Here is a 21,578-nt window from a genome sequence, read left to right as displayed (position 1 = left end):
CTCGCGTTAATGCAAGCACTTATCCTGCGCCATAAAACACGTTAATATATACCTATTATTGAATTATTTTAACGAGCTATGTTTAAAACACTAACGCAAGGCAAACACACTATTTTAAGCCATCCAGATTATTTTAACCTTGTTGATATAAACTGGTTTGATGCAACTTATTGGCAAAAGCAAAATAAAATAGTAGGCGCTAAAAAAGGCCGCGCTACAGCATGGTTTTTTAAACATGATGATTTAACTGCTGTACTTAGGCATTATTGGCGTGGCGGTTTTGTTGGTAAGGTATTAAGCGATCAATACCTCTACCTTGGCCTTAAAAACACCCGCGTATGTAAAGAGTTCAGCTTAATGATAAAGCTTATTGAACTCGGTCTAAATGTACCCAAGCCAATTGCAGCCAGAGTAAGCACTATTGGTTTGATTTACCGCGGCGATATAATTACACAAGCGGTTAGCGGCGCTAAAAGCCTGCTCGACGTTCTAATTGAGCGCCCTTTAAATAGTAGTGAGCTTGAAAGCATAGCCAACACTATTGCGTTATTTCATAACAAAGGGGTGTATCACGCCGATTTAAATATAAATAATATTTTATTTAATGAAGACGGCGACGTATACATTATCGACTTTGATCGCGGGGAGTTAAAAGTACCTAATCCGCAATGGCAACAGAGTAATATGGCACGCTTAAAGCGTTCATTCTTAAAAGAGCAAGGTCGTAATAGCGTCTTTAATTGGCAAAGCAATGATTGGAAAACGTTAAATGCCCTTTATAGCCAAAAACTATCTGCTTAGAGCCAAATAGTGCTGAGCTACTAGCTTAGCATCCACTTTTTGCAAAATATCGGCGCTTTCCACACTCGGCTTATTTGCTAAAACGTGTTTTATTTTAGCCGCTAGCTCTTCGCTATTTTCTATAGGTACTAAGTAATTAGCCAGCTCGCCTGTTAATATTTCGCTAGGCCCAAACGTACAATTAGTACTTACTACCGGCGTGCCAACAGCTAATGCTTCAATTAATACTGTTGGCAACCCTTCAAAGTCAGAGCTCAACACCAATGCTTCAGCCTGCTTAATCCAATTATAAGGATTTTGTTCAAAACCAGGGACAATCAGCTGCTCTGCAATGCCATACTCTTTTGCAAGCTTAAATGCTTTGCTAGGCTTATTACATAAAAGAACCAATTTGTATTTTTTATCAAGCTTGGCAAATGCCGCAAATAAAATATCGTGACGTTTTTGTTTAGCTAAACGCCCTACATGAATCAAATAAGGCGACTGCGGAATAGCTACATTAAGGTCATCAGATTGGCGTTTTATTTCGGCTAAATTAAAGGGGTTATAAATAGTGGTTATTGCACTTGGGGTAATTAAATCGCCTTGAGTGATTTCTTGCTCTACCCCTTTAGATACACAAACGAGTGACTTACCATTTAAGTTTTGCTTTGATTTTTTAAGATAGCGATAAGAGAACGGACCTAGCTTTTTTTGCCTAGCAAGCTCTGAATTTACTGAGTTATGCACAACAAAATGTACATTTTTAACCGTGCTTTTAGCGAGTAAATTATTGCTTCTATCAAGATTTGAAAGTACTAAATCTATAGTACCAATAACTCTTTGTTTATTGTTAAACCAGGCTTCTAACTTCGCAACGCTTTTATTTATGTTCCAAAAGCGATCGACTTTTGAAGCCCTATCAGGAAATAAACTATCGACATTAATGCATTCAGGGATGTCATATTCAATGGAGCTTGCAATTGACAATAAAGTAACGTGATGCTCAAGTTCAACAAGTTGCTCAGCTAAAGTAAGCATAACTTTTTCTGCACCACCGCCAACAAGGGAGTCAATAACAATCACAATGTTCATGCACGGCTTCCTGCAAGCATATTTTTTACCGCACTCGTAATTACGCTATAGCTTTGAGGGCTTTCTAATTTACGATATTTAGCCAAGAGAGGCTTATAGTGCCTATCATCTATTGCGTATTCAATTTTAGACACTATATCGTCAGGATTAAGGCTTGCTTTGATGGCTACGCCTGCATTAACACAATTTTCTAGGCGGGTATGTTGGTCTTTTGAAATAGCACAAGCTATAACAGGAGTTTGCAATGCAATAGCCTGCAACAAAGTATCACCAGCACTCAATAAAGCTAACTTTGCTTGACTCAATAATGCTAAAAAATCAGTTCCCTCTAAACTTGTTAAACAAATAATCTCGCTTGTTTTTGGTAATATTTTTGTATAATTAGAACCAAACACGACCACTGTTTTTAAACCCGTTTTTTTACCCGCTTTGAGCGCGGTATCGAAATAGGTATCTGCACAATTTAAATTATTAAATGTATGCCCACCAGAACCTGCATTTACTAGTAAGTAATTATTCTCTTCAAGCCCGTACTTGCTCAACACTTGCTTTTTTTGCTCCACTGAAGCGTTTGCAACAAAAGGCCCAACATTACGTGGATGAGCAAGGGGAAACATATCTAGCTTTGTATTTTCTACCCAACTTAAAGGCGCAATACAATAGTCTGGCTGTACAACCCAATGTGCATCAATCAAATTTGCACGATTGAGCTTTAACCCTTTTGCGCGCTTTTTTTCATGTTGAGAAATAAAAACAACTTTAGCACCCACCTCTTTTGCCGCTTTCATATGTGCTGCGCGCCCAGCACAATCAAAAACAACAACGTCGGGTTTGTATGCAGTGATAAAGTCACACACTAATGCAACTTCTTTGGTTGCTGAGCTCTCAAGTAAAGTGGTATCAAAGGGGCAAACATCGGCGTAAGTTGTGTGCCTGTTTAAAATAAAATGAATATCAAGCATCCCAGCAAACTCAGCGAGCAACCCATTAGCCAACAACAACGAGCGCATATATTCACCAATTCCTTCTGGTGACGATACTGGAATAAATAAAAGTCGTTTGTTGCTCATTGCATTCTCAATTTCCTATTTGATCTTTAGTATATCAATCAGGCCTTTGTTACGATAGATAGGTTACATTTTTATACATTTAATTGACCCCATAAATTTGAATATTTACTGCAATAACATACTTAGATTGGTAAACTTGCCAGCAATCTTAATCACAAGGACCTGAACTTTGCGACACAGAATTTTTATTCTTTCAACATTATTTAGTGCTATCAGTTTATCTGTTAATGCTGAACCATGGGTTAAACCAGATGACTATGGACTAAAAGCTGACATACAACAGCTAGCCGACGCCGGTATTATTTTAGCGCCGGTAACAACATACCCATTAATGTGGAAGAGCTTTATTAATGATGTTAACAGTATGCCCATCGAGCAATTATCTCCAAGCTTGCAAGACGCATTACTGCGTGTAAAGCATCGTTATAAATCTGAAAACGCAAGTTCACATAGTGTGCAATTATCAGCCTATGCAGCCACAGATCCAATACATACAACGAGCTTTGGCGCGACCAACACTCAAAAATCAGCGCTTTCGGCAGCGTATGCCTACCTAGGTGATAATTTTGCCGCCAAAATTGCACTAAGCTCTAGAAAAGACGGTAAAAAATGCTTCATTAACGGAAAAACTAGCGATGACATTGTAAAAGATGAGCAAGCATTAACTGATTGTGACGATACCTCACTTGATGATAGTTACGTAGCCTATAGACTAGGTAATTGGATATTTAGAGGCGGTGCTGTTGAGCAGTTTTGGGGACCTGGTATCGACAATAGCCTGATAATGTCTAGCAATGCAAAGCCGCTTCCAGCTTTAAGTATTACGCGTGAACAAAGCACCGCCTTTGAAACACCTTGGTTAAGCTGGATAGGCCAATGGAGTTTTACAGCACAAATGGCAAAGCTTGAATCAACCAGAGTGATTCCTGATGCATTACTGTGGAGTAGCCGCTTAAATATACGTCCATTGCAACAATTAGAAATTGCAGTAAGTTGGTCGGCGCAGTGGGCAGGTGAAGGTCAGCCAAGTTCTGCTGGTAATTTTATTGATGTTATTACAGGGCAAACAACTTGTATCAATGGTAATGAAAATTGCGACAGTCAGCTAGATTCTAAAATTGGAAATCAACTTGCAGGGCTCGATATTCGCTGGTCTGACACATTGTTTAGCCACCCATACGCCATTTATGCCAGTACTATAGGTGAGGATGCCAGCTCACAATTTAAACCTGCTGACCGAGCTTACTTATTTGGTGCCCAAACGACCCAGCGTATTTATGATCAAAATGTATTAGTGAATGTAGAATACATAGATACGGGTGTTTCGTGTGGTGAATCAGTTGAAGAGAATTGTTATTACGAGCATTCAGATTATAAATCAGGTTACCGCTACCATGGCCGCACCATAGGCTCAACGTTTGATAATGACGCACAATCGGTTGTATTAACCTTATTAGGGCAACTTTTAAACGGTGATGATTGGCAAGTAAAACTACGTAGCGTTGATTACAACAGCGATAATAGTGATTGGTATCCTAATAACCCTGACCTAGGCAATACAATTACTAAAACGAGCTATAATTCAAAACAGGTTGAACTGCGTTACAGGCAACTTGCAATGGGTGGACGTTTAACATTAGGTGCTTTTGCATCTAAAAATGACGATGCAGAAAATGACACATCTGCCTTTGCTAAATACGAATATAACTTTTAGCCAGTATTTTAAATACACTTTATTCAGGCTTTAAAAAAGGGATGAAAGCAACACTTTTATCCCTTTTTTATTCGCAAAATATACTTATTGCTTTATTTTGCTAATCACTTTTGACGTTGAACAGCCATCTAAAAATGTCAGCACTTCTACTTTGCCGCCATGGCGCAGTACATGATCGGCACCGGCTATTTGCTCTACGGTATAATCGCCACCTTTCACTAAAATATCAGGGCTTATTTGCTCGATTAATTTAGCGGGTGTATCGTTTTCCTCAGCGCTGCCAAACGGAATAACCCAATCTACAGAGGCAAGTGCACTTAATACCATTGCGCGCTCATCAAGCGGGTTTATCGGGCGCTCGGGGCCTTTTAAGCGAGTGATTGAATCATCATTATTTAGCCCAACAACGAGCCTATCTCCACGCGCTTTAGCTTGTGCTAAGTAGCGCACGTGACCTGCGTGTAAAATATCAAAACAACCATTGGTAAATACAATGGTTTCGCCGTTTTGCTTTGCAAACTCAATATGCTGCAGTACATCATCAAACGGAGTTTGGTAGTGCTCGCCATTAGTGTGTAAGTATTGGCCTAGCTTTTGGCTAAGCTCTTCTGGTGACACTGTGGCTGCACCCAATTTACTTACTACAATGCCCGCTGCTAAATTAGCAATTTCTACCGCATCTTTAGGCTCCATACCTGCACCAAGCATTACAGCTAGCGTTGCAATTACGGTATCGCCTGCGCCAGTTACATCGCTCACTTCTAATTGCTGAGCTGCAAAGTCATGTTTTTCATCGGCATTAATTAATGACATACCTTGCTCTGAGCGTGTAAGTAGCATGGCTTTAATACCATTTTTACTAATAAGCTCACGAGCACTTTGCGCTAAAATTTCCTCAGAGCCGGTTTTACCACCTGCTAAATTAAACTCATGCAAGTTAGGCGTAATGTAGTCTGCGCCCTCGTACAAATGTAAGTCTGGCGATTTAGGATCGATAAGCACGGTTTTACCCGCCGCTTTGGCAATACTCACCATCTCTTTAATTAAACTGAGCGAGCCTTTACTGTAATCAGAAAACACCACAAAGTCGTATTCATCTAGCACAAGCTCTAAGCGATTTAATAACAGTTGGCTATGCTGCTCGCTAAAGGTTTCTTCTAAATCAAGGCGTACAAGTTGTTGATGGCGGCTAATAACACGCATTTTAGAAATAGTCGGTAAATCACATACACTCACAAGTTGTGAACTTATTTTTTCACCTTTTAAAATTGTTTCTAAAATTTGCCCGCTTTCATCCTCCCCAATTAAGCCAAGTAGCCCTACTTTGGCATCAAGCCTCGCAATGTTTTTAGCAACATTGGCAGCGCCACCGGCTTTGTCTTCAAACTTACTTACCTTAACAACAGGTACTGGCGCTTCAGGCGAAATACGCCCAGTGTCACCATACCAGTAGCGATCAAGCATTACATCGCCCACCACTAAAATACGCGCTTTAGATAAGTTTTTTAATAGAGATAAATCCATTACTGCTGCTCCGCAACAACCATATCTATGGCTTCACATAACCAGTGGCCAATAAACATATGCGCTTCTTGAATGCGTGCTGTTTCATCGTTTTTGATAATAATTGGCAGCTTGGCAATGTTTTTTACTTTTCCGCCATCACGGCCTGTTAATGCAACTGTAAATGCGCCAATTTTATTAGCCGCTTCAAGTGCTAAATTAATATTTGCACTGGTACCTGAGGTTGTTAAACCAATCACTAAATCTTCTGGTTTACAAAGCGCCTGAACTTGGCGCTCAAACACGGTATCAAAGTGGTAGTCGTTACTGTGTGCAGTAAGAATTGACGTATCGGTTGTGAGTGCCATAGACGCAAGCGGTCCGCGTTCTAATTTATAACGTACTACAAATTCGGCCGCTAAGTGCTGAGCGTCCGCTGCACTCCCGCCATTACCAAACCAAATAACCTTACCACCAGCTTGTAATGCACTATGGCATACTTCTAATAACTGCATAGACTCTTGATGATAAGCCTCCATCGTTTCAAATAAGGCTTGATGGCGGTTTAAACTTTCAACGTAGCTTGTTGCCACAGAATCGATAATTGACATGAAAAATTCCTCTAGGAACTGAAATGGCAGGAAAAAATTAAATCCATTATTCCACAGTTTTATTTAGTTGTGTGTATTTTATAGGAATATAGCTGAACTGGAACATAATTTAGTGCTTCACATGTTCAGAAATTATCACTTTCGCGTTAAACTAAGGGCACTTACCTCAATAAAAGTTCAGTATGGCACGCATTTTTTACTCATTCGCTTTAATTTTAATTAGCCCGCTGATTGTATTTTACTTATATGTATTAAGAGGTAAAAAAAACAAAGGCTACCGCGCACACTTTAAAGAGCGTTTTGGCTTTGTGAGCAAAAGCTTATTTACAAGCAAAGGCAAACCGTTAGTTGTGCACTGCGCCTCTGTAGGTGAAGTACTTGCAGCTGCACCACTTATTAAAGCGCTGCAAAAACAACACCCACAGCTTAATATACTTATTACCTGCAATACCCCTACAGGTCGCGAGCAAATAATTAATCAGTTTAAAAATACCGTGGCGTGTAGTTATTTACCTATGGACTTCCCGTTTTCGACCGCCCGATTTTTAAAACGTATAAACCCACAAGCGCTATGCATATTAGAAACCGAGCTTTGGCCAAACTTAATGGCAATAAGCCATAAAAAGAATACTCCGGTACTGGTACTTAATGCTCGCTTGAGCGAAAAATCGCAACAAGGGTATCAAAAGGTTGCCAAGTTAACGCAAATAATTATGCGTTCAATCACGGTACTTGCAAGTCACAATAAAAAAGATGCCGAGCGGTTTATTGAGCTAGGTTTAACCTCCTCAAAAAGCCATGTTACAGGCTCAATTAAGTTTGATATAAGCCCAAGCAATGAGCAGCTAGCCTCAGTTGAAGTTCTTAAAGCACAATATAAAACCCAAGAGCGTTTTGTATGGGTGGCAGGCTCTACTCACCCACTTGAACACGAAATGGTATTAAATGCCCACCAGCAACTATTAAAAAAGTACCCAAATGCACTTTTAATCATTGCCCCGCGACACCCTGAGCAGTTTGATAAAGTAGCCGATACGTTAGCTCAAAGCCCACTTAGCTTTAGTCGTCGCAGCAACAATAACTATCAAAATGAACACGTACTATTGGCCGATACACTTGGCGAGCTGCAATGTTTATATGGGGCTGGTAATGTCAGTTATGTAGGCGGCAGTTTAATTCGCCGCGGCGGGCATAACCCACTTGAAGCTGCAGCTTTTTCAGTTGGCGTAATAACTGGCCCATATACGTATAATTTCGATCATATCTATCCTGAACTTATAAAATTAAAAGGCGCTGTGGCTGTTGAAAACACCGATGAACTTGCTACACAATTAATTAACTTAAGCCAAAACACTAAAGCTTGCCAAACTTTAGGGAATAAAGCGCAGCAGTGCGTATTAAAAAACCAAGGCGCTATTAAAAAAACATTAACCATAATTAATCAGTATTTAGAGCCATAAGCATGACCAATTTAGCTATTACTCAAACCCGTGAGTGGGTATCGTCTGTTATTGTAAAATATAACTTTTGCCCATTTGCCCGCAAAGAAGTTGAGAACAACTGCATTCATTATGTACTTAGCCCAGCAGTAAAAATTGATGACGCTGTAATGGACATGCTAGAGCAGTGTGTGCAGCTTGATCAAAATCCAGAGCGCGAAACCACATTAATACTGTTTGATAACGGCTTTAGCGATTTTGAAGACTTTTTAGATTTAGTCGATTTAGCCAATGCCTTACTGGTAGCACAAGGGTTTGAAGGTAAATACCAAATTGCTAATTTCCACCCTGACTACGTATTTGCCGACAGCGACGAAGATGATGCGGCAAATTACACCAACCGAGCCCCCTACCCTACACTGCATTTAATTCGCGAATTAAGTATGAGCGAAGCGCTTGATAACTATAACGAGCCTGAATCTATACCTGAGCACAATATAAAACTTGCAAGGCGCAAAGGATTCGACTTTTGGCAGCAACTTTTAGAAGGCATAAAAAAACCGAGCGCATAACGGCTCGGCTTTTAAGTATCAAATTCAATGTTACTTTTTAACCCAGCTGCCATTTACTTCAACATAATGACCACTTTGGGTTTTTTCGATTGTTTTAGCCGCTGCGAGTGCTTCTACTTGGGCGAGCGATAAATTGTTCTTTTTAGCTAGTTTTAAATACTGAGCTTTACGCTTTGCGTTAATTTCTTCAACAACGGCTTTAGCTTCGCTATTTTGTACTACTAAGCCTAAATAACCCGAACTGTTCTCACCCACTAATCCTTGGCTTTTAGCATCATCTAAACTAATCGCCCACGCCGAAAACGACATACACACTGCACCAATTAAAGTGGCAATACTTAATTTATTTTTTATAGTCATCATTTAGCTCCTAAAATAATTCGCTGTCGTCGCTGAACAGGGTATCGAGTTCTTTATCTACCTTTACACGAATTTCGTGATCAACCTTTACATTGAGGTTGATAGTTATTGGCTCTTTAGCTGCTACTTCTACTCTGTGGGTACATGCGCTCAATGCGCTGATAGCAGCAAGGGCTATGATTGCCTTAATGCTTAACGAATTTTTCATCATTAGTTTCCTTTTTGAGAATATTGCTGCTCAACTTTTTGTGTTATTTCGTCACTTAATCTTAGCGCTCTTAGTAGCGTAAACACGTTTTCTTCGTGATTATAATTAAAATTAACTTGCTGCTGTTGTGGCTCATTAAAGCCTTGTAAATTAACACCTAAATTTAACCAACCATCACTGTTAAGTGCTACTGTACTATTAAGCTTTTGAATATCAAGGTTTTTAAGTAAGCCCAGTACAGGCTGTAATTCTTGCTGCTGTTGCATAACAGAGTCAAACGCTACGTTATTGCTAATAATAAGCTTACCTTCACCTTGGTTTAATAAGTTGCCGTTTGTAACCTCTACACCACTGTCACTAAAATGAAGGGGCAGCCACCCTTTTAATCGGCCCGTTAAGGTAATTCCCGACTTATCATCAAGGGTAATGAGTTTACTCGCATCAATATCTTTAAAAGTAACATTGGCTGTTTGCTGTTGCTTTAAAAGCGTGTATTTGTCTAATTCAAATACCCCACCAAACACATTACCGCTTATATCAAATGCTTGCGCGCTATTGTTAACCACTTTTATTTTACCGTTGATATTATTAACTACTGCGCCCGCTCTTAATTCATTGAGGTTAAAGGTAGTTGGCTCAACATTAAGCTGCCCTGAATCATATTGCCCACTAAGTTGCGTACTAAACTGGTTAACTAAGTAATCGTTATAAAGCGCGCTGGTATCATCAATAGTTAAATTAAAATTGGCTTTTTGTAAATTCACATCACCACTAATACGCCCACCAAACTCGCCCTGAGTGAGTTGAGCTAACGGTTCAAATTGGCTAACGAGTGAATTTAACGAAAGCACATTTTGCTGCGGTATAATCACTTCAAACGGATGAGCTACCTTTGAAACATGGTGATTGGCCACCAGCTCAACACCATTTACAAACACATGATGAGACGCTTTAAGCGCGCGACTTTGCAGCCCGGTTGACGTTACGTTTATTGTATTTAAATCGACATTTGGGCTTATCAGTGTATTTATTTGGGTGTTTGCATTTAAGTGAGCAAATAACTCTCCCACACCTAAGTTTGCCCTTGCACTGAGGGTGTTATTAATACCGGTGAGTTTATACTCTTCGTATTGAGCGCCTTTAAACTCACTTTTTAAAACCACGCTTGCATCGAGCTTTTCACTCATACTTGCCACTAGTTTACCTGTATAAGCGTTAATAGTAGTGCCATAAGCAACGGCTTTATCAAAGCTAAATGTAGTACTTACTTTACCTACGGGTTTAGAGTCAACAAGTTGAGTAAGTGTAAAGTCGCCATGGGCTTTAATATTATTAGCCTCAGCCGGTAAAAATTCAGGCAAAGCGGTAAGCGTAATATCGTAATTACCGCTTAATTGAGCGTTTTTAAGCTGCGCACTTAGCGTTATAGAGTCTTTTTCATCCGTATGTAGCTGTGCCTTTAGCTGTATGCGTGCGCTTTGTAACGGTGCAGCAGTATTTATAAACGTATCTGTAACCGTTATATCTATATTTTGCTTGGCTTGCACTGCACTTTTGAGCGTTATTAACGGTAAGGTTAGGTTGTTATGTGCAAAATTAATTGGTTTAGCTAAAGCCCATTGCCAATTAAGTGGAAGCTGCTTTATGGCAAATGACTTGTAGCCACTTTCAGGAATAAGAGATTGGCAGTTATTACTAAGTTTCACATTGTTTTTAAGCTTGCTTAGGTCAAGCTCAAGGTTTTGGCTATTTAAATTATAGGTAGCACTTAGCACACCTTTGGAGCTGTTTGTTATATCACAGCTTTGTATTTTGTAGTCATACTGGGCTTGTAGATCACCAGTAAGGCTTGCCTCTACTCCGTTAAAGCTAAATGCCTGAGCTGTATTAAAACTAAGCCCATTTAATAACTCATTATCTGTTTTAAGTAATTGCTTTAATGATCCATCATTAACTTTAAGCTGCCCTTGTACCTTATTATTGTAAAGCGTAGCACTGGCACTTAAATCACCATTTACGACAAACTGGTTAAGCTTAGGCTCGTTAATGCTTATAATTAAAGGCTGATTTAAAAACTCACTGTTTATACTTAGTTGTTCAACTGTAATTGTTGGTCTTTTTTCGGGCAGGGCTAAATCTAAAATTGTTGCAGGGCTGCTTACTTTATTAGTTTGAGGAAGTGGATTTACATTAAGCGCTGCATGTTTAATTTCAACATGGCGAGTATTTGCGGTAACGCCTTTAACAACAAGCTCTTGATTTTTGTAACTTAAACAGGCTTTTTGTATATACACATTTAACTTGCTCGTAAGCGAAAAATCTAAGCAACTTAAAGTAACACCTGCTTTTTCAAGCTGGGGGGCTACAGCCCGTTGTAATAGTGGCAAACGAAATACATAGCCAAGCAAAACTATACCTAGCAATACAGCACCCATAATTAAACCAACGCGCTTTAACATACTATCCTTATAAGCTTTTATTCATACCTTACAAACTATCGTAATTTTAAATCTACGCAATCAAAAAAGGCTGCACAGTGCAGCCTTTTTTATTTTACAGCTAGATTATGAATCTAACTTGTATATGTTGTTTTTAACCTACATTTTTACGTGCATTGCGGAACATACGCATCCATGGGCTATCCTCTTTCCACTCATCTGGGTGCCACGAGTTAGCAACAGCGCGGAACACACGTTCAGGGTGCGGCATCATTACAGTGGCACGGCCATCAGTAGAGGTAATACCGGTAATACCTTCTGGTGAACCATTTGGGTTAGCCGGGTATTGCGTTGTCGGATTACCGTAGTTATCTACAAATTTAACCGCAACAGTGCCGCTTTCAAGCGCAGCTTTAGTGGCGGCATCGTTTGCAAATTCTGCATGGCCTTCACCATGAGATACAGCAATTGGCATACGCGAACCAGCCATTCCATTAAAGAACACAGACGGGTTTTCTTGTATTTCAACTAAGCTAAAGCGTGCTTCAAAACGCTCTGACTTATTTGTTACAAAACGTGGCCAATGCTCAGTACCCGGAATTAACTCTTTCAATGTTGATAACATTTGACAACCATTACACACACCTAAGCTAAAGGTGTCTTCACGGTGGAAGAAGTTTTGGAACTGATCGCGTGCCATATCGTTAAACAATATAGACTTAGCCCAGCCTTCACCGGCGCCTAATACGTCACCATAAGAGAAACCACCACATGCCACTAAGCCTTTAAACTGCTCAAGAGTTAAACGCCCTTCGAGGATATCGCTCATGTGTACATCAACAGCGGCAAAACCAGCACGGTTAAACGCAGCAGCCATTTCTAAATGTGAGTTAACGCCTTGCTCACGTAAAATAGCCATTTGCGGCTTAGCGCCCGTTGCAATGTACGGTGCAGCAATATCTTCGTTTAAGTCAAAGTTAAGTTTTACGTTTAAGCCTGGATCTTTTGCATCAAACTTGGCATCAAACTCCTGCTTAGCACAATCAGGGTTATCACGACGTGCTTGCATTTGGTACGTTGTTTCGGCCCAAATAGTACGTAATTCAGTACGAGTATGATTAAGTACAGTTTGCTCACCACGGTTAAATACAATGTTGTCGTCGCTATTGAGCGAGCCAATCACGTGGCTAATTGCAGCTACACCATATTGTTCAAATACAGCATTTACGGCATCTAAATCGCTGTTAGCCACTTGAATTACCGCGCCAAGCTCTTCGTTATAAAGTGCTTCTAAGTCTGAGCCTGTTAAACCCGCTAAATCAACGGTCACACCAGTGTGCCCAGCAAACGCCATTTCAGTTACAGTAGTAAATAAACCACCGTCTGAGCGGTCATGATAAGCAAGTAACTTGCTATCAGCGACAAGTGCTTGCATGGCATTGTAAAAGCCTTTAAGTAGCTCAGGGCTGTCTACATCTGGTGTAACATCACCAAGCTGTTTATAAACCTGTGCAAGGCTTGATGCACCCATGCGGTTTTTGCCAGCACCTAAATCAACTAATATAAGCGATGTCTCACCTTTATCAGTGCGCAGCTGTGGAGTGACGGTTTTACGTACATCATCAACGCGGCCAAAGGCTGTAATAATAAGCGATAACGGCGACGTTACTGATTGCTCAGCACTATCGTCTTCGTTTTTCCATGTCGTTTTCATCGACATAGAATCTTTACCTACAGGTATAGTTAAACCAAGTGCAGGGCAAAGCTCTTCGCCTACCGCTTTTACGGCTTCGTAAAGGCCTGCGTCTTCACCTGGGTGACCCGCTGCAGCCATCCAGTTAGCAGATAGCTTAATGTTCTCAAGGCTACCAATATTTGCACACGCAATATTAGTTAACGACTCTGCCACCGCTAAACGCGCCGAAGCTCCATAATTTAATAGTGCTGCCGGCGTGCGCTCACCTAGGGACATAGCTTCACCGTGGTAAGTGTCGTACGTTGCCGCGGTAACCGCACAGTTAGCAACAGGTACTTGCCAAGGGCCAACCATTTGATCCCGTGCTACTAAACCGGTAACCGAGCGGTCACCAATAGTAATTAAGAATGTTTTTTCTGCAATTGTAGGTAAGCGTAACAAACGCTGCGCGGCATCAGCTACGTCAATAGCGCTTGCATCAATTGCAGTACCTGTTACTTGCTGAGATGTTACATCGCGGTGCATTTTAGGCGCTTTACCTAACAATACATCTAGCGGTAAATCGACTGGGTTATTATCAAAGTGGCTATCGGCTACAGTTAAATGAGGTTCAGCGGTTGCTTCACCAATCACTGCATACTGTGCACGTTCGCGCTTACAAATTGCTTCAAAACGGTCAAAGTCTTCAATACCTACAGCAAGTACATAGCGCTCTTGCGATTCATTACACCATATTTCATGAGGTGCCATGCCAGGCTCATCGTTAGGGATATCACGTAGTTGGAATTTACCACCACGGCCACCATCGTTGACCAGCTCAGGAAAAGCATTTGATAAACCACCGGCGCCAACATCATGTATAAATGCAATTGGGTTTTCATCGCCTAACTGCCAACACTTATCGATTACTTCTTGGCAACGACGTTCCATTTCTGGGTTTTCACGTTGAACAGAAGCAAAGTCTAAGTCTTCGTTTGATTGGCCCGACGCCATACTTGATGCAGCACCACCGCCTAAACCAATGTTCATAGCAGGGCCGCCTAGCGCAATTAGTTTTGCGCCTACAGGAATCTCGCCTTTTTGAACATGATCAGCACGAATATTTCCTAAACCACCGGCAAGCATAATTGGTTTGTGGTAACCACGTACCTCTTCACCATTGTGGCTTGTTACTTTTTCTTCATACGTGCGGAAGTAACCCAATAAGTTAGGACGACCAAACTCATTATTAAATGCAGCACCGCCCAGTGGGCCATCCATCATAATATCAAGCGCGTTGACTATACGACCAGGTTTACCAAAGTCGCTTTCCCACGGTTGCTCGTAACCCGGAATACGTAAGTTAGAAACCGTAAAGCCAACTAAACCGGCTTTTGGCTTAGAACCACGCCCTGTTGCACCTTCGTCACGAATTTCACCACCTGAACCGGTAGCCGCACCCGAAAACGGTGCAATAGCCGTTGGATGGTTATGCGTTTCTACTTTCATTAATATTTCTATGTCTTCTTGATGATACGCATATTCACCTTGCGCGTTCGGGAAGAAGCGACCCGCTTTTGAGCCTTTCATTACTGCCGCGTTATCTTTATACGCCGACAATACATTTTCAGGGTTGTGCTCAAATGTATTTTTGATCATTTTAAACAGCGATTTTGGCTGTTCAATGCCATCAATTGTCCAATCAGCATTAAATATTTTATGACGACAATGCTCTGAGTTTGCTTGGGCAAACATAAATAATTCGATGTCGTTAGGATTACGACCTAGCTTTTTAAAGTTTTCTACTAGGTAGTCAATTTCGTCATCGGCAAGAGCAAAACCTTGCTCAATATTTGCGGCAGCTAATGCTTCGCGTCCGCCACCTAAAATATCAACTGATGACATTTCACGAGGAGAATCATTACGGAACAACTGTGCTGCAGCTTCAAGCTCAGTGTGTGTAGCTTCAGTCATACGGTCGTGTAATAACGCCGTTGCTTGTGCAAGTTGCTCTGCACTTAGTTCACCTTCTATATAATAAGCAATACCACGCTCTACACGGTGAACCTGTTTAAGGCCACAGTTATGCGCTATATCGGTTGCTTTAGATGCCCAAGGAGAAATGGTACCAGGGCGAGGTGTAACTAAAATAAGTGTGCCAGCTGGGGTATGCTCGGCAATAGTAGGACCGTAAGTTAATAGCTTTTCAAGCTTGGTTTGCTCATCAATACTCAAAGGCGATGTTAAATCGGCAAAATGAGCATACTCGGCATATACGTTGGTGACTGGAAGTTGCGATTGTTTGCAACGCGCTAAAATTTTATTAACTCTGAACTCTGACAGTGCTGGTGCACCACGAAGGATCAACATAGATAATTTCATCCGGGGTTAGGGATTGAACGATATTTTAGGCACGCATTATAGTCCAATTAGCCATCATATTTAACTCCAAATTTAGCTTTTCATAAAATTAACTTTTTAGCTTTATTTATAATCCGTTTTAGCTAATAAAATAAAAGGGAAAGTGACGAAATGGCTAAGTTTTGTTATAACGGGAGTTAGCGTGTTAAAGGGGCACTCAATGTTCAAAGAAAAGCTAATAATAATCATCACTTTAGTTATGCTGTTATGTGCATGTAATATGCAAGAACAGCCAACTCAACTTGCCCACATCAAAGAGCAAAACAAAATACGTGTTGGCACGTTAGCAAGTGCGAGCAATTATTATCAAGCAGTTCAGGGCGAGCAAGGCTTTGAATATGAGCTTTCTCAGGCTTTTGCTGATTACTTAGGTGTTGAACTTGAAATAGTCCCCTTTTTTAATTTATCTGATATGTTTGATCGCCTTGAAAGTGGTGACTTAGACTTAATTGCCTCAGGACTTACTTACAACAAAACGCGTGCGGAGCAATATAGGTATGGCCCAACTTACAGAACAATCAGTCAAAAATTAGTATATAAACAAGGCCGCGTTCGTCCTCGTAAGTTTGACGATCTAGATGGAAATTTTACGGTTATAGCAAAAAGTAGCCACTCACTTACCCTGCAGAAAGCTCAAAAAAACAACCCATCACTCAGCTGGATAGAAAGTGAAGAATTTGACGAAGAAGAACTTTTACAAGCAGTTATAGATGGTGAAATAGACTACACCCTTGCTGACTCCCACACTCTTTCGCTATTTCGCCGGTATCACCCTAATTTAAGTATTGGCTTCTCAGTAAGTCATAATGACCCAATTGCTTGGATACTTCGCAAGTCAAAAGATGATTCTTTATATGCGCTGCTCGTGCCATTTTTTGGTGAAGTAAAACAAAACAATCAACTTTATGTACTCGAAGAAAAATATTTTGGTCATGTACGCCAGTTTAACTACGTAAATACATTAGCTTACATAGAAGCAATAAAAGAAACGTTACCTACATATCAGCCATGGTTTGAACAATACGCAGGAGATCTTGATTGGCGTTTATTAGCTGCATTAAGTTACCAAGAGTCGATGTGGAACCCTCGCGCTAAATCACCAACGGGAGTTCGCGGTATTATGATGCTTACACGCATTACAGCTAAACAAGTTGGTGTAACAAATCGTCTCGAGCCTGAACAAAATATTCGTGGCGGTGCTCAGTATCTAAGCAAATTAATAACACGTATTCCTGATAGAATTCCTCAACCAGACAGGACGTGGCTTGCTTTGGCTGCTTATAATGTTGGCTGGGGTCATGTGAACGACGCGCGGATTATCACCCAACAACAAGGGGCAAGCCCAGATAAATGGGCCGATGTAAAAAAACGCTTACCGCTATTAATCAAAAAGCGATATTACCGTAATACACGTTATGGCTATGCCCGTGGCGATGTGGCTGTAAAATATGTTGATAATATTCGCAGATACTACGACGCGCTTGTATGGCTTGATGAAAACAATGCGATGACCGAAGAAAATATCACTACAGAACGTGATGACACCAGCAATATAAAACAAGATGAATCGCCATAGCGGATTATGGATTGATGCGATATTTATTAATTATGAAGGTTTACGGCTTCAAAGTAGTGGGTAACTAAAATATCTGTTTACTTGTCATTAAATGATCACTAATGTGTGGTAATTGTATATTTCAATTTTTTCAAAGATATATCTTGTGCCTTTCTCACTCTCACGCATTAGGAGAACACATGCTAAAACGTAGACGCACACAAAAATTAAAAAGAAATGTTATTTATTCAACGGCGACACGTCGTCGTATCATGTTACGTGGTTTACACAAAAAAATAATATGGCGTCGCCGCATGTTTGCTATGCAACAAATGGAAGCACAAGACACTATACCAGCGGGCAATTAATAATATTTTTAAGCCCCACGAGCAGCCTTCTTGGCTGCTTTAATTTGTGCCCTTCTTCTCTTAAAAAATTCAGATATAGTGTTACCACATTTATCGGCTAATACCCCTCCAACAACTTCAACTTGATGGTTAAGTCTTGGTTCTTGCAGTAAATTCATAATAGAGCCAGCTGAACCAGTTTTTGCATCTGGAGCTCCAAATACTAAACGCTTTATTCTGCTATGCACTAATAATCCTGCACACATAGAGCAAGGCTCAAGTGTTACATATAACGTGCAGTCAATTAAGCGATAATTATTGAGTGCTTTGCCAGCTTCTCGTACTGCAATCATTTCGGCATGAGCTGAAGGGTCATTATCAGTTATAGAACGATTGTATCCAGATGCTATAAGTTGATTATCTTTTACTAAAACAGCACCTACTGGGATCTCATTAAGCTGCTCGGCTTGTTTTGCATACAAAAGCGCTTGTCCCATCCAATAAGCGTCGTCAAATGGCTTGTTCATTATTTCTTCTTAAATTACGTTTTATGCTTTAATTATACCTAGTTAACATCCTAAAGCGCGGCAATGATTACTTTATTGCAAAAATAAAACACTATTTAGCTGTTAATAATGGCTCACTGACGCTGATTTACGTTATAATCTCTCGCTTTTTTTATTTAGCTCACAACACGGGTAGCGAATGAAATTTCCTGGACGCCGCAGGCATAAACATTATTTTCCAGTGGAAGCCAAAGATCCACTAACTAATCAACTTAACGCAACAGATAGATTACAACGTAGCTATATTACGGGTATCGATCAAATCGTTGTTGATATAGAAGCAAAAGTTGATCAAGCTTTCCTTGATGAGTTTCAACTACGCAGAGGCATGTCACAAGTTATAGACAGTGATATAACAAATGCTCTGTACGACCGCTTAAAATTAAACGACATGGTTGATTATGAATTTGCAGGTGGAACCATTGGTAACACAATGCACAACTATTCTGTACTTGCAGATGATCGCTCTGTTTTATTAGGCGTAATGAGCGAAAACATTAAAATTGGCAGTTACGCATACCGCTTTTTATGTAATACCTCAAGCCGTGTAGACTTAGACTATTTACAACCTGTTGATGGTCCAATAGGCCGTTGTTTCACTCTTATTGACGAAACGGGCGAACGCACCTTTGCAATCAGTGCGGGTTTAATGAATTACCTTCGTCCAGAATCAATAGATAAATCGTTGATAGAAAACTCATCGGCTTTAGTCATTAGTGCCTACCTTATGCGAACACAAGATGACGAAACCATGACAGATGCAACTATGCAAGCAGTTAAATATGCTAACGATGCTGGCGTACCTGTTGTTCTTACACTCGGCACTAAATTCTTAATTGAGCAAGACCCTGCTTGGTGGGCAAACTTTGTTGAAAAGCATGTAGATATTCTTGCTATGAACGAAGAAGAAGGCTTTGCTATTACAGGGTTTGAAGACCCGCTTTTAGCAGCAGACAAAGCACTAGATTGGGTAGATCTTGTTATATGCACTGCAGGTGAAAAAGGGCTATTCATGGCAGGCCATGTTGACGACAGCTTTAAACGTGAAACCGAATACCCACTACTGCCTGGTGCTATTGCAGACTTTAATCGCTATGAGTTTTCACGCGCTATGCGTAAAGCAGATTGCGAAAACCCTATAAGAGCATACAGCCATACGGCTCCTTTTATGGGTGGACCTGACTCAATCAAAAATACAAATGGCGCTGGCGACTGTGCACTCGCTGCTGTACTACATGACTTATCAGCAAATGTTTATCATAAGCTTAATGTCGCTAACTCAGCAAAGCACGATCAACAAGCTATTACATACTCATCTCTTGCACAAATAAGTAAATATGCAAACAGAGCAAGTTATGAAGTACTTGTTCAGCACTCTCCCCGCTTATCGCGAGGTTTACCTGAGCGTGAAGATTGTTTAGAACAGGTTTATTGGGAGCAATAAGCTCCCTTCATCTCTCTAAAAGATAGAAATATCAAGCTTTTTAGATAGCAGCTCTAATGCTGCTATTCCTGCTACTGAGTTACCAAACGAATTAAGCCCTGGGGAATAAACGGCTACTGTAAACTTATTAGGTAATACCGCAAGAATAGTTCCTGACACCCCTGATTTACCTGGCATACCGACCCTATACCCAAAATCACCCGCAGCATCATATAAACCACTGGTAAATAATAATGAATTAAGCTGTTTATTTTGACGACTACTTAAAACCTGCTCACCAGATAGCTGATCAACTCCTTTATTTGCCAAAAAGCTATATGCCTTAGCGAGTTCAACACAATTAAGCTCAATAGAGCAAAAGTTGAAATACGACCAAAGCACATCATCAACGTCATTCTCAAAATTACCAAACGATTTCATTAAATGCGCCATAGCAGCATTGCGGTGTCTAAATTCATACTCAGAATTAGCCACTTTTTTATCAATCACAATGCCGCGATTACCTGATAGTAATCTGAATGATTCGAGCATCGAGTGCATAGGTGCAGACAAGCGGCTATAAAGCGCATCACAAGTAACAATAGCACCCGCATTTATGAATGGGTTACGCGGCACACCTTTTTCAAATTCAAGTTGTGTAAGCGAGTTAAACGCTGTACCAGAGGGCTCCTTACCTACCCTGTTCCAAAGTTCGTCACCATAACGCTGTAACGCCATGGTTAATGTCATCACTTTAGATACTGACTGAATGGTAAATCGCTGAGAACAATCTCCTGCGCAAATGATTTCACCCTCAGTAGTGTATATGGCAATAGAAAACTGCTCAGGGTCAACCTCAGCAAGTGCAGGGATATAATCGGCTACTTTCCCTTTAGACAGTAAAGGGGCGACTTCTTGAGTAATTTCATTTAATACACGTTGGTAATCTGTAGTAGGCAATTAACACCTCAAATAGATTTAGCTAAATGAAAATATTACCATGCCTCAGATTAAACGAGCTAGTTTAGTTAGATGAAATTAATTGTATTGTGAATTATATTCGCAATAAACATTCTAAAGCGAGGTCAAACGGCAAGAAAAAACAATTAATGATAAGTACCACTAATTGGCAAATTCAATAACCTATTTATATCACCTAAACATAAGGCTATTATTCACCAAACCTTAAACTCTTTAACAGTAATATTTAATCAACTCCTGATAGAAAAGCTGACGCTTATAGGGTTAAAGATATCAGTTATTAGACAGAGATAAATAATATAACCTTGTTGTTTATATTATTACCTTACTTAAGACTAGATCCTTTAATTATACGAATTAGTACAGCTCGCCTTGTAATTGTAACTTAATTGATTTACTTCATTTCAAAATACAAAAAGCGTCACTTTACTGCAACAGGCTTCGCTTAATTAAAGTCGTTACACCACTCACTTGAATATCCGAGGGATAAAAAGTCACATCGCTGATAGCATACTTTCATTGTGTTGGTCGGTATTATGTAAGCTCACTTTAGGATTGGTATTATTACTGAACTCGGTATGCTTAACGCCAATTTACTAAACCCCAGACAACAAAAAACCCGTTACATTGCTGTAACGGGTTTCTTTAATTAGATCCTGGTAATGTCCTACTTTCACATAGCAAATGCTACACTATCATCGGCGCTGTTTCGTTTCACTACTGAGTTCGGCATGGGATCAGGTGGGTCCAAAACGCTATTGTCACCAAGAAAATTCCTTTCAATTTTCTTATTTTTATTAAGGTTAAAGTCCTTCGACTG

The 21,578-nt window shown here is 40.2% G+C and carries 17 protein-coding genes and 1 rRNA gene; 7 read left to right on the top strand and 11 right to left on the bottom strand.

The window, feature by feature from the left end:
- Window positions 1-78: 78 nt before the first annotated feature.
- Window positions 79-801, top strand: a complete 723-nt coding sequence (locus AC27JL_RS13285; protein ID WP_487195800.1) for a 3-deoxy-D-manno-octulosonic acid kinase — start codon at window positions 79-81, stop codon at window positions 799-801.
- Here the strand turns inward: AC27JL_RS13285 and AC27JL_RS13280 are convergent.
- The gene (locus AC27JL_RS13280) at window positions 790-1,875 is read right to left on the bottom strand and encodes a glycosyltransferase (RefSeq protein ID WP_487195799.1); all 1,086 of its coding nucleotides are present in this window, start codon (window positions 1,873-1,875) and stop codon (window positions 790-792) included. The genes AC27JL_RS13285 and AC27JL_RS13280 overlap by 12 nt on opposite strands.
- A complete protein-coding gene (locus AC27JL_RS13275; protein WP_487195798.1) occupies window positions 1,872-2,945 on the bottom strand; it encodes a glycosyltransferase family 1 protein in 1,074 nt (357 codons plus the stop codon). Before AC27JL_RS13275 ends, AC27JL_RS13280 begins: the two co-directional genes overlap by 4 nt.
- Window positions 2,946-3,114: 169 nt before the next feature.
- On the opposite strand from AC27JL_RS13275, the gene AC27JL_RS13270 reads away from it, so the two are divergent.
- Entirely contained in the window at window positions 3,115-4,659 is a 1,545-nt protein-coding gene (locus AC27JL_RS13270; protein ID WP_487195797.1) for a capsule assembly Wzi family protein, read from the top strand.
- Window positions 4,660-4,743: 84 nt separating this feature from the next.
- On the opposite strand, the gene hldE is transcribed toward AC27JL_RS13270, so the two are convergent.
- Both hldE and AC27JL_RS13260 read right to left on the bottom strand, forming a co-directional pair.
- Window positions 4,744-6,183 (bottom strand): bifunctional D-glycero-beta-D-manno-heptose-7-phosphate kinase/D-glycero-beta-D-manno-heptose 1-phosphate adenylyltransferase HldE, encoded by a 1,440-nt coding sequence (hldE, locus tag AC27JL_RS13265; protein WP_487195796.1) that lies wholly within the window; start codon window positions 6,181-6,183, stop codon window positions 4,744-4,746.
- Window positions 6,183-6,773 (bottom strand): D-sedoheptulose-7-phosphate isomerase, encoded by a 591-nt coding sequence (locus AC27JL_RS13260; protein WP_305401136.1) that lies wholly within the window; start codon window positions 6,771-6,773, stop codon window positions 6,183-6,185. Before AC27JL_RS13260 ends, hldE begins: the two co-directional genes overlap by 1 nt.
- 182 nt (window positions 6,774-6,955) lie before the next feature.
- Here AC27JL_RS13260 and waaA point away from each other — a divergent pair, with 182 nt between their 5' ends.
- Both waaA and AC27JL_RS13250 read left to right on the top strand, forming a co-directional pair.
- Window positions 6,956-8,233, top strand: a complete 1,278-nt coding sequence (waaA, locus tag AC27JL_RS13255) for a lipid IV(A) 3-deoxy-D-manno-octulosonic acid transferase (RefSeq protein WP_487195795.1) — start codon at window positions 6,956-6,958, stop codon at window positions 8,231-8,233.
- Window positions 8,234-8,235: 2 nt separating this feature from the next.
- Window positions 8,236-8,784, top strand: coding sequence for a DUF1415 domain-containing protein (locus AC27JL_RS13250; RefSeq protein WP_006791591.1), 549 nt, complete (start codon window positions 8,236-8,238; stop codon window positions 8,782-8,784).
- Between the two features lie 30 nt (window positions 8,785-8,814).
- On the opposite strand, the gene AC27JL_RS13245 is transcribed toward AC27JL_RS13250, so the two are convergent.
- The 4 genes from AC27JL_RS13245 to purL all read right to left on the bottom strand — a co-directional run bounded on the left by AC27JL_RS13245 (window position 8,815) and on the right by purL (window position 15,835).
- Window positions 8,815-9,144 (bottom strand): YdbL family probable chaperone protein, encoded by a 330-nt coding sequence (locus AC27JL_RS13245; RefSeq protein WP_006791592.1) that lies wholly within the window; start codon window positions 9,142-9,144, stop codon window positions 8,815-8,817.
- 10 nt (window positions 9,145-9,154) lie between these two features.
- The gene (locus AC27JL_RS13240) at window positions 9,155-9,352 is read right to left on the bottom strand and encodes a YnbE family lipoprotein (RefSeq protein ID WP_010556932.1); all 198 of its coding nucleotides are present in this window, start codon (window positions 9,350-9,352) and stop codon (window positions 9,155-9,157) included.
- A 2-nt stretch (window positions 9,353-9,354) separates the two neighbouring features.
- On the bottom strand, window positions 9,355-11,811 hold the full coding sequence (locus AC27JL_RS13235; RefSeq protein ID WP_487195794.1) for an intermembrane phospholipid transport YdbH family protein: 2,457 nt from the start codon (window positions 11,809-11,811) through the stop codon (window positions 9,355-9,357).
- A gap of 133 nt (window positions 11,812-11,944) precedes the next feature.
- A complete protein-coding gene (gene purL, locus AC27JL_RS13230; protein ID WP_487195793.1) occupies window positions 11,945-15,835 on the bottom strand; it encodes a phosphoribosylformylglycinamidine synthase in 3,891 nt (1,296 codons plus the stop codon).
- A 211-nt stretch (window positions 15,836-16,046) separates the two neighbouring features.
- Between purL and mltF the strand changes: the two genes are divergently transcribed.
- Together mltF and AC27JL_RS13220 are read left to right on the top strand one after the other, a co-directional pair.
- Window positions 16,047-17,462, top strand: a complete 1,416-nt coding sequence (gene mltF / locus AC27JL_RS13225) for a membrane-bound lytic murein transglycosylase MltF (protein WP_010556929.1) — start codon at window positions 16,047-16,049, stop codon at window positions 17,460-17,462.
- Window positions 17,463-17,641: 179 nt separating this feature from the next.
- Complete coding sequence (locus tag AC27JL_RS13220; RefSeq protein WP_006791597.1) at window positions 17,642-17,809, top strand: hypothetical protein; 168 nt, start codon at window positions 17,642-17,644, stop codon at window positions 17,807-17,809.
- Window positions 17,810-17,817: 8 nt separating this feature from the next.
- Here AC27JL_RS13220 and tadA read toward each other — a convergent pair whose 3' ends face one another.
- Window positions 17,818-18,315 (bottom strand): tRNA adenosine(34) deaminase TadA, encoded by a 498-nt coding sequence (gene tadA / locus AC27JL_RS13215; protein ID WP_487195792.1) that lies wholly within the window; start codon window positions 18,313-18,315, stop codon window positions 17,818-17,820.
- A 178-nt stretch (window positions 18,316-18,493) separates the two neighbouring features.
- Here tadA and AC27JL_RS13210 point away from each other — a divergent pair, with 178 nt between their 5' ends.
- Window positions 18,494-19,798 (top strand): inosine/guanosine kinase, encoded by a 1,305-nt coding sequence (locus AC27JL_RS13210; RefSeq protein ID WP_010556927.1) that lies wholly within the window; start codon window positions 18,494-18,496, stop codon window positions 19,796-19,798.
- Between the two features lie 15 nt (window positions 19,799-19,813).
- Here the strand turns inward: AC27JL_RS13210 and glsB are convergent, their stop codons facing one another.
- Entirely contained in the window at window positions 19,814-20,737 is a 924-nt protein-coding gene (gene glsB, locus AC27JL_RS13205) for a glutaminase B (protein WP_487195791.1), read from the bottom strand.
- Window positions 20,738-21,412: 675 nt separating this feature from the next.
- A 5S ribosomal RNA gene (rrf, locus tag AC27JL_RS13200) occupies window positions 21,413-21,527 on the bottom strand.
- Between the last annotated feature and the right edge of the window lie 51 nt (window positions 21,528-21,578).

This window comes from Pseudoalteromonas sp. 4NS20-0020, from assembly GCF_057554385.1.
The sequence above is the reverse complement of the archived record's forward strand: the minus strand, read 5'-3'. Positions and strand labels throughout refer to the sequence as shown.

Coding starts and splice junctions, on each gene's coding strand:
- AC27JL_RS13285 (WP_487195800.1), top strand. CDS start 79: ATGTTTAAAACACTAACGCAAGGCAAACACACTATTTTAAGCCATCCA.
- AC27JL_RS13280 (WP_487195799.1), bottom strand. CDS start 1,875: ATGAACATTGTGATTGTTATTGACTCCCTTGTTGGCGGTGGTGCAGAA.
- AC27JL_RS13275 (WP_487195798.1), bottom strand. CDS start 2,945: ATGAGCAACAAACGACTTTTATTTATTCCAGTATCGTCACCAGAAGGA.
- hldE (WP_487195796.1), bottom strand. CDS start 6,183: ATGGATTTATCTCTATTAAAAAACTTATCTAAAGCGCGTATTTTAGTG.
- AC27JL_RS13260 (WP_305401136.1), bottom strand. CDS start 6,773: ATGTCAATTATCGATTCTGTGGCAACAAGCTACGTTGAAAGTTTAAAC.
- waaA (WP_487195795.1), top strand. CDS start 6,956: ATGGCACGCATTTTTTACTCATTCGCTTTAATTTTAATTAGCCCGCTG.
- AC27JL_RS13250 (WP_006791591.1), top strand. CDS start 8,236: ATGACCAATTTAGCTATTACTCAAACCCGTGAGTGGGTATCGTCTGTT.
- AC27JL_RS13245 (WP_006791592.1), bottom strand. CDS start 9,144: ATGACTATAAAAAATAAATTAAGTATTGCCACTTTAATTGGTGCAGTG.
- AC27JL_RS13240 (WP_010556932.1), bottom strand. CDS start 9,352: ATGAAAAATTCGTTAAGCATTAAGGCAATCATAGCCCTTGCTGCTATC.
- AC27JL_RS13235 (WP_487195794.1), bottom strand. CDS start 11,811: ATGTTAAAGCGCGTTGGTTTAATTATGGGTGCTGTATTGCTAGGTATA.
- purL (WP_487195793.1), bottom strand. CDS start 15,835: ATGTTGATCCTTCGTGGTGCACCAGCACTGTCAGAGTTCAGAGTTAAT.
- mltF (WP_010556929.1), top strand. CDS start 16,047: ATGTTCAAAGAAAAGCTAATAATAATCATCACTTTAGTTATGCTGTTA.
- AC27JL_RS13220 (WP_006791597.1), top strand. CDS start 17,642: ATGCTAAAACGTAGACGCACACAAAAATTAAAAAGAAATGTTATTTAT.
- tadA (WP_487195792.1), bottom strand. CDS start 18,315: ATGAACAAGCCATTTGACGACGCTTATTGGATGGGACAAGCGCTTTTG.
- AC27JL_RS13210 (WP_010556927.1), top strand. CDS start 18,494: ATGAAATTTCCTGGACGCCGCAGGCATAAACATTATTTTCCAGTGGAA.